The following is a 13370-nucleotide window of genomic DNA, read 5'->3' as shown; positions in this document are numbered from 1 at the left end:
ATTAGTCGGTTGTGTGTTCAACGCTTGAGTGCGACGACGGCCCCGGCGGCGGTGGCGATCACGCCCGCCAGCGCCAGCGCCCACAGGGTGCCGCGATTCTGCGCGATGGCGCTGGGGGTGCTGTTGGCCGGGGAGGCCGACGCGCTGGCAGTCGGGCTGGGGCTCGGGGTGATCGGCTGCACGGTGGTGGGCACCGCCACGGTGCTCATCACCACCGGCGTCTCCTGCCCGGAGACCAGCAGCGAGGCGCCGCTCAGCGACGGCGTGATCGCCTCGCCGCGGGCGGCCTGCGGCAGCGGGGCGGCACCGGTCTGGCCGAACCTGTCCACCTCATAGGCGTAGATCGCGTCGGCGGTGCGCAACACCAGGCCACCATCGGGGCTGAAGGTCATGTCGGTGACGTCGGCGGGCGCGTCACCCACCCGCGTCAGCTGGTTGGCGACGCCACCGGGGCTGGGCTCGGCAACGGAGCGGTAGATCCCCGGCTTGGCGCCCAAGGTGGCGACATAGATCCGGTTGTTGCGGCTGACGGTCATGGCGGCCGAATCCTTGGCTCCGTCGGGATAGGTCAGGGAGTAGTGCCGGTAGGGGGCATTGCCGCCCAGCCCGAGGTCACCGAAACGGTAGACGCTGATGCTCTTGCGACTGCCCGACGGGTCACCGACGTCGCCGACCCAGAGGCGTTCGTTGCGGTAGGTGATCGCCTGCACATTGACGGGGGTCGCACCGTAGGTGACGCTGCCCTGCACGGCGCCATCCCGGCCGAGCGCCTGCACCCGTCCCGCGGTGCGGTCCGGAACCCAGTAGTAGCCATGGTCCGGATCGGCGGCCATCCCCACCACGCTGGCCACCGAATCCGCCGCGGTGAAACCGTCGGCGGCCAGGGCCGGAACGGCACCGAACACCCCGGCCAGGCCGGCCAGCGCACCGAGGGCCCATGGACGCGCGGCCCATGGGCAGGCGGGACGGACGGGGCGGCGCACCGGGTGCGGCGTCGGGTCTGCCATCGTCATTCCTTCGTCGGGACGCCACGAGCCGGGATGGGGCGTCATTGCCGGGCGGATCAGTTTCAGTTCAGCACCGCACCCAGGATCACCAGCAGGACCAGGGCGGCCAGCACCCCGGAGACGAGCAGACGACGCGAGCGCGGATTCACGGATGCCACCCTATGCCCCTGACAGACCTGCTTGTCGGCAGCGAACACCCACGGTGAGCGACTAGCGTGGCGGCCATGGGTGAGTTGCATATGTACGCCATCTGCATCGACGAGGTCCGTGACATGTTCGGCGCCACCCCGGAGCTCGCCGGGGCCCTGCGCAAGATCGCCTCCGACGCCTTCCGCGTCCCCCAGGTGGAGAAGTCCGCTCCCGGGCGGCTGGGCAAGCTCGGCCCGCTCTTCTGGCGCGCACCCGACGCGCCTGTGGTGCCGCACGGCACCCCACTGCCCACCGACATCGAGGCGCTGCTCGCCGGGCGCTTCATCAAGCCCGAACGGCTGGAGACCTGCTGGCGGGTGGTCGACGCCTGGCTGGCGGAGCGCAGCCTGGCGCGCCATGAACTGGACCGCACCCCGCAGCAGATCGACCAGCTGGAATTCGAGCTGACCCGCGCCGGGCTACCCAGCCAGTACGGCATCGGCAAGCTGATGTCACTGGACGCCCAGCTGCCCCTGCGCCCACCGGCCGGGATGCGGGTGGGCTACTGCAAGCACGCGCACGTCGTGGCCAGCGGCCGGGCGTTGCGCGACTGTCTGGAGCAGGTGCTGCCGCACAGCCGGGAGCGCGCCGAGCGGCTGGCCGACTACCTGATGGGCTTCGAAGCTCTGGCGGACCAGGCCCGGCGCGAGGATCGCCCCGCGCCGGACCTGTTCGTCACCTTCACCCAGGGCTGAGACCCCTCGACAAGCTCCGGGGACCGTGGTCGGCTCCCTTCCCACGCAACCACGAAGGCCGAGCCTGTCGAGGCCCGATGGTCAGGCCGGGCTGACCACCAGCAGCAGATCGCCGCCCTCCAGCTGGGTGGTGGTGGCCACCGCGACCCGCTGCACGGTGCCGGCCACCGGCGTGGTGATCGCGGCCTCCATCTTCATCGCCTCGATGGTGGCCACGGTCTCGCCCGCCGCCACCTGCTGGCCCTCGGTGACCCCGACGGTGACCGCACCGGCGAAGGGCGCCGCGACGTGACCCGGGTTGGACTTGTCCGCGCGCTCCACCGTTGCGGCCTCAGCCTTGATCGAGTTGTCCCGCACCCGCACCGGCCGCATCTGGCCGTTGAGCAGGGCGTGCACGGTGCGCTTGGCCTTCTTGTCGGCCTCGCTGATCGCGTCCAATTCGAAGATCAGGCTGACGCCCTTGTCCAGGTGCACCACCTGCTCCTCGCCGGTGCGCAGCCCGAACAGGTAGGGCAGGGTCGGCATCGCCGACAGGTCGCCGTAGGTCTCCCGGTACTCCTCGAAGTCCTTGGTCGGGGCCGGGAAGAGCAGCCGGTTCAGGGTCTCCTGCCGGGTGCGGCCGGGCTCGGCCAGCAGCGCCAGATCCTCCGGGTTGACCTCGGTCACCCGCACCGGCTGCTTGCGGCCCTCCAGCGCCTTGCTGCGGAAGGGCTCGGGCCAACCACCCTCCGGCTGGCCGAGTTCCCCGTTCAGGAAGCCGATCACCGAATCCGGGATGTCGAAGGCGTGCGGATCGGCCTCGAAGGCCTTCGGGTCGGCGCCGACGGCCACCAGGTGCAGCGCCAAGTCCCCCACCACCTTGGAGCTGGGGGTGACCTTCGTCGGGCGGCCCAGGATCTTGTCCGCCGCGGCGTACATCGCCTCGATCTGCTCGAACTTCTCCCCCAGGCCCAGCGCGATCGCCTGCTGGCGCAGGTTGGAGAGCTGACCGCCGGGGATCTCGTGGTCGTAGACCCGGCCGGTGGGCGACGGCAGACCGGACTCGAAGGGGTGGTAGACCTTGCGAACCGCCTCCCAGTAGGGCTCCAGCTCGGTGATGGCCCGCGGATCCAGCTTGGTCTGCTTGTCGGTGTTGGCCAAGGCCATCACCAGCGCGGAGGCCGGTGGCTGGCTGGTGGTGGCCGCCATCGGGGCGCTCGCAACGTCGACGATGTTCACGTCGACGCGGATCGCCTCGAGCAGCGTCGCGAGCTGGCCACCGGCGGTGTCATGGGTGTGCAGCGCCAGCGGGATCTCGGGGAATTCGGCGCGCAGGGCGCTGACCAGCTTGGCGGCGGCGGGCGGGCGCAGCAGCCCGGCCATGTCCTTGATCGCCAGGATGTGCGCCCCGGCATCGACGCACTTGCGGGCCAGCTCCACGTAGTAGTCCAGCGTGTAGATGGTCTCGGCCGGATCGTTCAGGTCGCCGGTATAGCACAGCGCCACCTCGGCGATCGCGGTCCCGGTCTCCAGCACCGCCTCGATCGCCGGACGCATCTGCTCCAGGTCGTTCAGCGCGTCGAAGATCCGGAAGATGTCGACGCCGGTGGCCGCCGCCTCGTGCACGAAGGCGCGGGTGACATCCGTCGGGTACGGGGTGTAGCCGACGGTGTTGCGGCCGCGCAGCAGCATCTGCAGCAGGGTGTTGGGCATCGCCTCGCGCAGCTTGGCCAGCCGCTCCCACGGGTCCTCGCCCAGGAAGCGCAGCGCCACGTCGTAGGTGGCGCCACCCCAGCACTCGACGCTGAACAGGTCGGGCAGCATCCGGGCGTAGTACGGCGCGACGGTCAGCAGGTCACGGCTGCGCACCCGGGTGGCCAGCAGGCTCTGGTGGGCATCGCGGAAGGTGGTGTCGGTCACCTCGACGCCGCTCTGCTGGCGCAGCTGGCGGCTGAAGGCCTGCGGGCCCAGCTCCAGCAGCCGCTGGCGCGGGCCGTCGGGCACCGGCGCGGTCAGATCCACCCCGGCGGGCAGCTTGGCGGCCGGGTCAAGAGTGGTGATCGGCTCACCATTGGGCTTGTTGACGGTGACGTCGGCCAGCCAGCGCAGCATCTTGGTGCCCCGGTCGGCCGGGGTGCGGGCCGTCAGCAGGTGCGGGCGGTCGTCGATGAAGCCGGTGGAGAGGTCACCCTTGGCAAAGTCGGGCTCGTCCAGCACGGCACGCAGGAAGGGCATGTTGGTGCTCACACCGCGGATCCGGAATTCCGCCAGGGCACGCCGGGCACGGCTGATGGCCATCTCGAAGTCGCGGCCGCGCGCGGTCATCTTGACCAGCATCGAGTCGAAGTGGCCGCTGATCTCCACCCCGGTGGCCACCGTCCCGCCGTCCAGTCGGATGCCCGCGCCGGAGGCGGAGCGGTAGGCGGTGATGGTGCCGGTGTCGGGCCGGAACTGGTTGGCCGGATCCTCGGTGGTGATCCGGCACTGCAGCGCGGCGCCACGGATCTGCAGCGTCTCCTGGGAAAGCCCCAGGTCGGACAGGCTCTCCCCCTCGCAGATCCGCATCTGGGACTGCACCAGGTCAACGTCGGTGATCTCCTCGGTGACGGTGTGCTCCACCTGGATCCGGGGATTCATCTCGATGAAGTGGTGCTCACCGGCCCGGGGACCCTCGGTTTCCACCAGGAACTCCACGGTCCCGGCGCAGGAGTAGTTGATCGACTGGGCGAACTTCACCGCGTCACTGCACAGCGCGGCGCGCAACTCGTCGCTGATGTGCGGCGCGGGGGCGATCTCGATCACCTTCTGGTGGCGACGCTGGATGGAGCAGTCCCGCTCGAACAGGTGCATCACATTGCCGTGCTGGTCGGCCAGGATCTGCACCTCGATGTGCCGGGGGCGGCCGACGGCCTGCTCCAGGAAGACCGTCGGATCACCGAAGGCGCTCTCCGCCTCCCGCATGGCCGCGCCCATCGCCTCGGCAAGGTCCTCCGGGGCGTTCACCCGGCGCATGCCGCGGCCACCGCCACCGGCGACGGCCTTGACAAAGATCGGGAAGCCGATCTCGTCGGCCTGCTGGGTCAGCCACTCGACGTCGGTGGACGGATCGCAGGAGCGCAGCGTGGGGATGCCGGCGGCCTTGGCCGCGGCCAGGGCGCGCACCTTGTTGCCGGCCAGCTCCAGCACCTGGGGCGGCGGCCCGACGAAGGTGATCCCCGCCTCCACGCAGGCCTGCGCCAGATCCGGGTTCTCGCTGAGGAAGCCGTAACCGGGGTAGATCGCGTCGGCGCCGGACTCCTTGGCCACCCGGATGATCTCCGCAATGTCCAGGTAGGCCCGCACCGGGTGTCCCTGCTCACCGATCAGGTAGGACTCGTCGGCCTTGAGCCGGTGCTCGGAATTGCGATCCTCGAAGGGATAGACGGCGACCGTCCTGCGGCCCAGTTCGTAGGCGGCCCGGAAGGCGCGGACGGCGATCTCGCCACGGTTGGCTACCAGCACTTTGGAGAACATGCCGCCAAGCTATCGTCCGGCTCCGACATTTCCCGGCCCGTCTCATGCCTGTGACATTTGCCACATCGACCATCGCTTCGGGTCTTCCCTTCTGTGCCCGCGCGGCCTATCGTCACAGGAAACCAATAACAAGGAGCTAGCCGTGTTAAATGCTACAGAGAACGACCTCCCCGCCGACGACCCCCGCGTCGGACACGTCGACCAGGGCGTCGATGCCGGCCAGCGCGGTGGCGTCTCCACCTACGTCGCCGACGCCCGTGGCCAGTCCAGCTCCCGCGGCGGACGCCCCGGCGCCAAGGCGGTGCTGGACAACGAGACCACCAAGGTGGTGGCCTTCGAGTTCGAGACCGGCGACGAGTTGAAGGAGCATGCCGCCCACCATCCGGTGATCATCCAGGTGCTGCGCGGCCGGGTGGACTTCACGTTGCCCGACGGTGTCGTCGAGCTGGTGCCCGGATCCCTGCTGCACCTCACTCCGATGCTGCGGCATGCGGTGCTCGCCACCGAGCCGACCACGCTGACGGTGACCATGCTGCTGCCGCACGACTGAACGACGAAGGCCGGGCGCCACCCCCAGGGTGAGCGCCCGGCCTTGTACCGGCTCATCCAGCCGGAGACCAACGTCCAGCACCGGATTGTAGCCGCTCGCGACTACAACGCGTAGTCGGCCGCCGCAGGCCGGATCCGCCAAAGCTTTTCGATCAGACCTTGCTGACCAGGCTCATCAGGATTCCCTGCGCGAAGTAGATGATGAACAACGCGGAGACGCCCCACAGCAGCGGGTGCACCTGCTTGGCCTTGCCCTTGATCAGCTTGATCAGGCAGTAGACGATGAAGCCCGCGCCAATACCCGTCGTGATCGAGTAGGCGAAGGGCATCAGCACGATGGTCAGGAAGGCGGGGATGCCGTCCTCGACGTCGTCCCAGTCGACGTGCGCCACCTGGCTCATCATCAGGTAGCCGACGAAGGCGAGCACCGGCGCGGCCGCCTCGGAGGGGATCATGTCGACGATCGGGGTGAGGAAGATCGACGCGAGGAAGGCCAGACCGGTGACCACGGAGGCCAGGCCGGTGCGCGCGCCCTCACCGACACCCGCGGCGGATTCGATGTAGGAGGTGTTGGAGCTGACGCCGCCCAGGCCGCCCGCCATCGCCGCCACCGAGTCGACGGTCAGGATCTGCTGCAGGTGCGGCGGGTTGCCGTGCTCATTGAGCAAGTCACCCTCCTGACCGATCGCCACCACGGTGCCGACGGTGTCGAAGAAGTCGGCCAGCAGCAGGCTGAAGACCAGCAGCAACAGGCCAAGAAAGATCTTGAGGGAGAAGTGGCCGCCCGGGCTGAAGGCGCCCAGCATGTCCACCTTGCCCAGGGTGCCCAGGTTGGGGCTGGCGAAGTCGGCGGCGCTGGGGAGCGAGGGCACGTTCAGCGCCCAGCCGGTGGCCTTCTTGCTGCCGTCGGGCAGGAAGGTGGGGCCGATCTTGAAGATGGCCTCGACGATCACCGCGACCACCGAGGTGGTCAGGATGCTCAGCAACATGGCACCGCGCACCTTGCGGGTGTGGAGCAGCACCAGCAACAGGAAGCCGAAGATGCACACGGCGATCGGCCAGCCCATCAGTGAGCCGTTGATGCCCAGCTCCACGGGCGGAGCGCCGGCCGGCTTGCGCACCACGCCGGCATCCATCAGGCCGACGAAGGTGATGAACAGGCCGATGCCGACGCTGATCGCCGTCCGCATCGGCGGCGGCACGGCCCGGAAGACGGCGGTGCGGATGCCGGTGAGCACCAGCAGGGTGATCAGGATGCCCTCCCAGACCACCAGGCCCATCGCCTGCGGCCAGGTCATCTGTGGGGCGATGGCGTAGGCCAGCATCGCGTTGAGGCCCAGTCCGGTGGCCAGACCCAGCGGGTAGCGGCCCCAGACGCCCATCAGGATGGTCATCAGGCCGGCGATCAGGGCGGTGCCGGCGGCCACCATCATCTTGGAGTCGGCGACGGCTGCCCAGTCCACCTGGGTCCTGGCGGCGTCCAGGAATTTGGGCGCGCCGGAGAGCAGCTTGCCGTTCATGTCGGCCTCGGAGCCGATGATGATCGGATTCAGCGCGATGATGTAGGCCATGGTGAAGAACGTCACCAGCCCACCACGCACCTCCCGCCCGACGTCGGAACCGCGCTGGGTGATCTCGAACCAGCGGTCGAGGGCGGAGAGTTGGGCGCCGGAAGACTGACCGGGCGGCGTGGTGGGTGCCGCCTTGGGGGATTTCATGACCATGCGCCAATCGTATGGGCGTCGCCTGCGCCACCTAGACTTGCGTCCATGACCGAGCCCCGCGGCAACGAGCACCACCACTTCGTGCAGGCCCCCATCCGGCCGCTGGACGAAGACGGCGTAACCGTCGCCAAGATCGGCACCGCGCTGTGGCTGGTGGCGACGCTGGCCCTGTGGCTGCGGCTCGACGTACTTGCCAGCAACGGCCAGCAGTGGTGGCTCTGGGTGGGCGTCAGCGGCGTGCTGCTGGGGCTGGTGGGCATCTGGTGGTGCAGCCGCCGGCGTCGCCGTCGCGACTGAGGCACAGCACCACCTCGGCTCAGCAAGGAGTCAGTCGAACAGGTTGTTGTCCACGCTGATGGTGTCGAAGACCGGTTCGGCCAGCTCCACTCCACGCTCCTCCGCGACGACGTCGGAGTGCCCGCCGCAGCCGTGGTCGATCGCCACCACATTGGCGTCGAAGGGCGAGAACTCGTTGGAGCAGGCACCGAACATGGTGCCCAGACCGCCCTGCAGCCGGACGAAGTAGCCACAGGTGACGCAATTGGCCGGGGCCAGCCGGGTGGACTGGTTGTCCGGGCCCGCCTCGCTGGCGCTCCACCGCTGCGCGGCCTCGGCGCGGCCGTGCTGGGAGAGCACCCGCTCACGCCCCAGCCCCAGCTCGTGCACGACGGCGCGGGTGGCGCTCCATTCGGCCGGGTCGGCGTCGGCGGCGAGCTCGCCACCGGTGAAGCCGGGCTCCAACCTGGGGTCATTGTCCGGGGTGGGCAGCAGCGTGCCGGGGGCGACGTCGCCGGCCTGGATCCGATCGCTCCACGGCACCCAGGCGGGGGCCAGCAAGGCGTCGTCGCTGGGCAGCAGCACGATCTCATTGATGGTGGCGACGCGGGCGCGCGACGCACGCACCATGGTCACCGCCCAGCGCCAGTCCCGGTAGGCCGGGTGCGGGCAGGCGAACAGGTGGGTGACGACGCGCTCGTCCTCCGCCACCGTCCCCAGGTGATCGCCGACGCCGAAGTCCTTGGCGTGCTCGACGACGGCCTCACGGGCCTGTTCGACGGCGGCGGCGGTGACGGAATCCAGCTTGGGGGCCTTGCCTGCCCTGGTGGCTGCCACCATCACTTCTCCAGCTCGTCGGCGACCTTGCGCAGCATCATCGCGATCTGCTTGGAATGCTTGGCGTCGGGGTGGCGGCCGTGCCGGTAGCCATTGCCGATGCCGTCCAGCAGCTTGATCAGGTCCTCGGTGATCACAGCCAGTTCGTCGGGCTTCTTGCGGCTCGCCTTGGACAGCGACGGCGGGGCGTCGATCAGCCGCACGCTGAGCGCCTGCTCACCACGTCGCCCCTCGATGATGCCGAATTCCACCTTCTGTCCCGGCTTCAACGAGGTGACTCCCTCGGGCAGCACATTGGCGCGCACGTAGACGTCGCCGCCGTCCTCCTTGCTCAGGAAGCCAAAACCCTTCTCCGCGTCGTAGAAACGCACCTTGCCGATGGGCACTTCATCCTCGCTTGGTCGATGTCACCTGAACCGATGGGCACAGGTTAGATGAGGATAACCGGCCAGCGCGCCAGGCACCACCGGATTGGTCCGTCGCCGGGGCGCTCAGCCGGGGATCCGTTGCCAGTCGGGCTTCAGCCGCTGCACCTCGCGGTACTCGTCGGCATGGCGCAACTTGCTGGCGGCGGCCTCGTCGACGACCACCACGACATGCCGGTGCAGTTGCACCGCGGTGGCCGGGCAGTGGGTTCCCAATGGGCCCTCGGCCATGGCGGCAATGGCATCGGCCTTGCGCTCGCCGTCGGCCACCAGCAGCAGGTGCCGGGCGTCCAGGATGGTGCCCAGGCCTTGGGTGAGGCAGTGCGTGGGCACCTGGGACTCGTCGCTGAAGTAGCGGGCATTGGCCTGGCGGGTGGCCTTGCTGAGTGTCTTGATCCGGGTGCGGCTGGCCAGCGAGCTGCCGGGCTCGTTGAAGCCGATGTGCCCATTGGGGCCGATGCCCAGGATCTGCACATCCACGCCACCGGCGGCGATGATGGCGTCCTCATAGGACTGGCAGAAGGCGTCGATGTCATCGGCCATGCCGTCGGGTACGTGCACCCGCTGCGGATCCATCCCCAGCGGTTCGGTGACGGTACGACGAATGGTGTCGGCATAGCTCTGCGGATGGTCCGCGGGCAGGCCGACGTATTCATCCAGCGCAAAGGCGCTGGCCTTCGAGAGGTCCAACTCCCCCGCGCCCACCCGACGGACCAGGTCGGTGTAGATGCCCAGCGGGGAGCTGCCAGTGGCCACGCCCAGCACGGGAGCCTCGATGCCCTTGATCCAGTGGCTCAGCCGTCCGGCTGCCACCCGTCCGATCTGTTCGGAATTGTCGACGATGATGATCTCCATGTGGCCGAGGCTAGGAGCGATGGGAGGACAACCGAGCGAATCGCTCACCTGTTACGCGCATTTGCTCAGCGACGGTGAGCGTCGCGCGCTGGCGCTCACTGACGGGATGTCAGTGGGGCCGCCTAGACTGAAGGGCATGGCTGACTGGACCGATGGCGCGCAGTACGCGCCCGTGGAGCGCCCCGAGGGATTCGCGACGCCCAGGGTCGCCGCGCTGACCGTCGAGGAGCCCCCGCCGAACCCGGCCGACGGCCAGCCGACGGAGCCGCCCACCGCTTTCCAGGAGCCGACGGTGGTTCCGCTGGAGTCGCTGGCACCCCGGCAGGAGGATCCCCGAGACCCGTACTCCCCCTTCGACACCGTGGTGGCAGCCGATTCCGCCTGGGGCGCGGTGCATGCCGGGGGCCGTTGGAATCCGCGGATGCCGCTGGGGCCGGCTGCCCAACCCGACGCCGGGTCGCCAGCCTTCCCCCCGCCGTCGGGCGCCCCCCAGCAGGCCGACTTCGGCCACGCCCAAGTCCCGGAAGCGGTACCGCCCACCACGGCTCATGCCCGGATGACCGCGGTGCCGACACCTGGGCAGTTCCCGCCGCCGGCCGGCCAGCCGGTGCCGCTGCCACCACCCGTCGGTGCCGCGCACGGACAGGCCACGCACCAGGCGCCACCGCAACAGCTCCGCCCGGAGCAGCACGTGCCGCAACGCCCCGCGAACCCCTTTGACCCGGCGCCCCGCCCCGGCACGCCGCAGGCCCCGCAACAACTGCCGATGCAGCAGCAGTTCGGCCCGCAGCCGCCGGCCCAGCGGCCGCTGCCCACCCAACTGAATGCCCAGACGGTGGTCTCCGAGACCGGCCCGCTGACGCTGGCGGTGCTGGCCTTCGGCGCCCTGGTGCCCGGGTTGAGCTACCTGATGCTGCTGGCCGGCTCCATCCTGACCCGCCGGACCGATGCGGGCGGTGTGCTGTTGCGTTCACTGTTCAACCTGGCGCTGTGGGCGATGCTGCTGACCGTGCTGTACGACGCGATGGTGTACCAGGACTGGACGCTGCACATGATGCCGCTCGGCCGCATGCTGTGCCTACTGATGATTCCCGCCAGCCTGGCCTGCAGCTACAACCACCTGCGCAAGCGGATGCAGCGGTGAGCGGCGCGCGCTCCATCGCGGACGTGATCCGCGGCCTGGGCGCGGAGGAGCTTGCCGAACTGGTCCGGCTGCGGCCGGATCTGGCCATCCCCCGCCCGCTGGACCTGGGCGAGCTGGTGGATCGCGCCGTCGGCCCCGCCTCAACCCAGCTCGCGATCGAGGGGTTGGACGCCTGGCAGCGACGCGTCGCCCTGGCGCTGGCCGCCAGCCCCGACGCGATCAGCACCCGCCACCTGGCTGCGGTGATGGCGGCCGAGCGGGGCCACGTCGACCAGGCCGTCCGCGCCCTGCAGCGCCGTGCCCTGGCCTGGGGCACCGACCGCAGCTGGCACATCACCCGTGCCGTGCGCACCGCCTTCGGCCACTATCCCGCCGGCTTGGCCGGCGAGTCGTCGATGCCCCTGACCGACAGCCAGATCGACCAGGCGCTGGCGATCGTCGGGGAGCCGGGCCGCGCGGTGCTGGACCGCCTGCTGTGGACCAACCCGACGGGCCGGGTGGCGCAGGCCGACCGCCGCGGCTCCGCCAGCTCCACCCGTCCGGTGGACCAACTGCTCTTCCACAAGCTGCTTCGCCCGCTGGATCAGGACACCATCGTGTTGCCACGGGAGGTGGCGCTGCGCTTGCGCGGCGGGCGATTGTTCAGCGACGAGCTCTCCCCCGTCGTCCCATCTTGGCCGGCCGGGAGCGATTCCCGAGTGGTGGACCAGGCCGGTCTGGGCAGCGCCTTCGAACTGGTGGCCAACACCGAGGTGTTGATCGAGGCCATGGGGCGCATGCAACCCCGCCCGCTGGCCACCGGCGCCCTGGCCAAACGCGACCTGGCGGCCCTTTCCCGCGAGGTCGGCGGCGCCCAGCGCACCCTGCTGCTCCTGCTGGTGGCCGAACGCGCCGGGCTGATCGCGAGCACGCCGAGCGCGTGGCTCCCCACTCATCACTTCGACCAGTGGCTCGAGCTGGACGGCTGGCAGCGCTGGTTGCGACTGCGCGACGCCTGGCTGGCGCTGGATTCGCTCGCCGACCTCGCCGCCCCCGCCCTGGCACCGGGCAACACCGTCGCCTGGGCCGGGGCACTGCGACGCCTGGCAGCCACCCAGATCCAGGCCGCGGCACCGGGCGCACCGATCGAGGCGTCGGTGCTGGCGTCGCGGATCGGGTGGCTGCGGCCCGCCTGGACCAAACTGGATCTGGAGCTGGCCTGTCAGCAGTTCCTGGTGGAATTCGGCTGGTTCGGGTTGGTCGCGTTGGGCAAGCGAACCCAGCTGGCCGATGCGGACCAGGACCCGGGTTTCCCGCAGCCGGTCACCGACTTCGTGATCCAGTCGGACCTGACGGCCGTCACCCCCGCGCCGCTGCGCGCGGACGTCGCGCAGGTGATGGGTCTGCTGGCCGATCGGGAATCCAGCGGCGGAGCCGGGGTGCATCGCTTCACCGCGAGTAGTGTGCGTCGCGGGTTGGATGCCGGCTGGACAGCCGATGAGATCCGAGCCTGGATCACCCAGCACTCGGTGACCCCCGTGCCCCAGTCGCTGGACTACCTGGTGACCGACGTCGCCCGCAAGCACGGCCAGGTGCAGGTCAGCGCCGTCGGCAGTGTGGTGACGGTGGATGACCCGGTGATCGTCGACGCGATCCTGGGGCATGGCGACGCCCGGGTGCTGGGGCTGCGCAAGCTGGCCCCGACGGTGCTGGCCGCGGCCGCGGAACCCGCCGAGCTGGTCAGTTTCCTGCGCGACATGGGCTTGGCGCCGGTGGCGCAGGATTCCACCGGGACGCGCTACACCACCCCGCCGCCGCGCCGCGCCAAGGCCACGGTCGTGCCCTTCGAGGAGGGCGCCCGACGCGTGGATGCCGACGCGGTGGTGGCGGAACTGCTGGCCCGCGACGAGGGCCGCAAGCACGCCCTGGCCGCGGGAAACCTGCTGACCGCGCTCAGCGACTCGATCGGGATGCCCGGGTGGTGGCGGTTGGAATATGTCGGCAATGACGGCACCCCGCAGACCGCGGAGGTACGGGTGCTGGCGCTCTCCGGCGGCACCGCCCGGCTGATGAAGAAGGCCGAGGGCCCCTTCACCCTGCCGGTCAGCCGGATGGTCAGCGTCCGTCCGGCCTGACCTGGCGCTCACAGCCACCCGCAACCACGATGGCCGAGCCCGTCGAGGCCCTTCGGAGAAGGA

At 69.9% G+C, this 13370-nt stretch carries 11 protein-coding genes; 5 read left to right on the top strand and 6 right to left on the bottom strand.

Annotated features, from left to right (window positions below):
* Positions 1-17 precede the first annotated feature (17 nt).
* A complete protein-coding gene (locus tag AAEX57_RS02490) occupies positions 18-1007 on the bottom strand; it encodes a hypothetical protein (RefSeq protein WP_342090678.1) in 990 nt (329 codons plus the stop codon).
* A gap of 224 nt (positions 1008-1231) precedes the next feature.
* On the opposite strand from AAEX57_RS02490, the gene AAEX57_RS02485 reads away from it, so the two are divergent.
* The gene (locus tag AAEX57_RS02485; RefSeq protein ID WP_342090677.1) at positions 1232-1891 is read left to right on the top strand and encodes a hypothetical protein; all 660 of its coding nucleotides are present in this window, start codon (positions 1232-1234) and stop codon (positions 1889-1891) included.
* 81 nt (positions 1892-1972) lie between these two features.
* Here AAEX57_RS02485 and AAEX57_RS02480 read toward each other — a convergent pair whose 3' ends face one another.
* Positions 1973-5383, bottom strand: a complete 3411-nt coding sequence (locus AAEX57_RS02480; protein ID WP_342090676.1) for a pyruvate carboxylase — start codon at positions 5381-5383, stop codon at positions 1973-1975.
* A gap of 142 nt (positions 5384-5525) precedes the next feature.
* Here AAEX57_RS02480 and AAEX57_RS02475 point away from each other — a divergent pair, with 142 nt between their 5' ends.
* A complete protein-coding gene (locus AAEX57_RS02475; protein ID WP_342090675.1) occupies positions 5526-5933 on the top strand; it encodes a cupin domain-containing protein in 408 nt (135 codons plus the stop codon).
* A gap of 151 nt (positions 5934-6084) precedes the next feature.
* On the opposite strand, the gene AAEX57_RS02470 is transcribed toward AAEX57_RS02475, so the two are convergent.
* The gene (locus tag AAEX57_RS02470; RefSeq protein WP_342090731.1) at positions 6085-7503 is read right to left on the bottom strand and encodes an NCS2 family permease; all 1419 of its coding nucleotides are present in this window, start codon (positions 7501-7503) and stop codon (positions 6085-6087) included.
* Between the two features lie 198 nt (positions 7504-7701).
* Here AAEX57_RS02470 and AAEX57_RS02465 point away from each other — a divergent pair, with 198 nt between their 5' ends.
* Complete coding sequence (locus AAEX57_RS02465; protein ID WP_342090674.1) at positions 7702-7953, top strand: DUF2530 domain-containing protein; 252 nt, start codon at positions 7702-7704, stop codon at positions 7951-7953.
* A gap of 30 nt (positions 7954-7983) precedes the next feature.
* Here AAEX57_RS02465 and AAEX57_RS02460 read toward each other — a convergent pair whose 3' ends face one another.
* From AAEX57_RS02460 to nagB, 3 genes are all read right to left on the bottom strand, one after another.
* Positions 7984-8772, bottom strand: a complete 789-nt coding sequence (locus AAEX57_RS02460; RefSeq protein WP_446721053.1) for a DUF3027 domain-containing protein — start codon at positions 8770-8772, stop codon at positions 7984-7986.
* Positions 8772-9155, bottom strand: coding sequence for a cold-shock protein (locus AAEX57_RS02455; protein WP_342090672.1), 384 nt, complete (start codon positions 9153-9155; stop codon positions 8772-8774). The genes AAEX57_RS02460 and AAEX57_RS02455 overlap by 1 nt, the downstream gene beginning before the upstream one ends.
* A gap of 105 nt (positions 9156-9260) precedes the next feature.
* On the bottom strand, positions 9261-10049 hold the full coding sequence (gene nagB, locus AAEX57_RS02450; RefSeq protein WP_342090671.1) for a glucosamine-6-phosphate deaminase: 789 nt from the start codon (positions 10047-10049) through the stop codon (positions 9261-9263).
* Between the two features lie 136 nt (positions 10050-10185).
* Here nagB and AAEX57_RS02445 point away from each other — a divergent pair, with 136 nt between their 5' ends.
* Complete coding sequence (locus tag AAEX57_RS02445; protein WP_342090670.1) at positions 10186-11193, top strand: hypothetical protein; 1008 nt, start codon at positions 10186-10188, stop codon at positions 11191-11193.
* Positions 11190-13307, top strand: a complete 2118-nt coding sequence (locus AAEX57_RS02440) for a helicase-associated domain-containing protein (RefSeq protein WP_342090669.1) — start codon at positions 11190-11192, stop codon at positions 13305-13307. Before AAEX57_RS02445 ends, AAEX57_RS02440 begins: the two co-directional genes overlap by 4 nt.
* Positions 13308-13370 lie beyond the last annotated feature (63 nt).

Origin of the sequence: Luteococcus sp. H91 (assembly GCF_038433135.1) — a bacterium.
Taxonomy (GTDB): Bacteria; Actinomycetota; Actinomycetes; order Propionibacteriales; family Propionibacteriaceae; genus Luteococcus.
Note: the sequence above shows the minus strand (reverse complement) of the source record. Positions and strands in the feature narration are given on the sequence as shown.

Excerpts from the sequence above, each read along its gene's own strand:
- AAEX57_RS02485 (WP_342090677.1), top strand. The coding sequence starts at position 1,232 with ATGGGTGAGTTGCATATGTACGCCATCTGCATCGACGAGGTCCGTGAC.
- AAEX57_RS02465 (WP_342090674.1), top strand. The coding sequence starts at position 7,702 with ATGACCGAGCCCCGCGGCAACGAGCACCACCACTTCGTGCAGGCCCCC.
- AAEX57_RS02445 (WP_342090670.1), top strand. The coding sequence starts at position 10,186 with ATGGCTGACTGGACCGATGGCGCGCAGTACGCGCCCGTGGAGCGCCCC.
- AAEX57_RS02480 (WP_342090676.1), bottom strand. The coding sequence starts at position 5,383 with ATGTTCTCCAAAGTGCTGGTAGCCAACCGTGGCGAGATCGCCGTCCGC.
- AAEX57_RS02470 (WP_342090731.1), bottom strand. The coding sequence starts at position 7,503 with ATGGCCTACATCATCGCGCTGAATCCGATCATCATCGGCTCCGAGGCC.
- AAEX57_RS02490 (WP_342090678.1), bottom strand. The coding sequence starts at position 1,007 with ATGGCAGACCCGACGCCGCACCCGGTGCGCCGCCCCGTCCGTCCCGCC.
- nagB (WP_342090671.1), bottom strand. The coding sequence starts at position 10,049 with ATGGAGATCATCATCGTCGACAATTCCGAACAGATCGGACGGGTGGCA.
- AAEX57_RS02460 (WP_446721053.1), bottom strand. The coding sequence starts at position 8,772 with ATGGTGGCAGCCACCAGGGCAGGCAAGGCCCCCAAGCTGGATTCCGTC.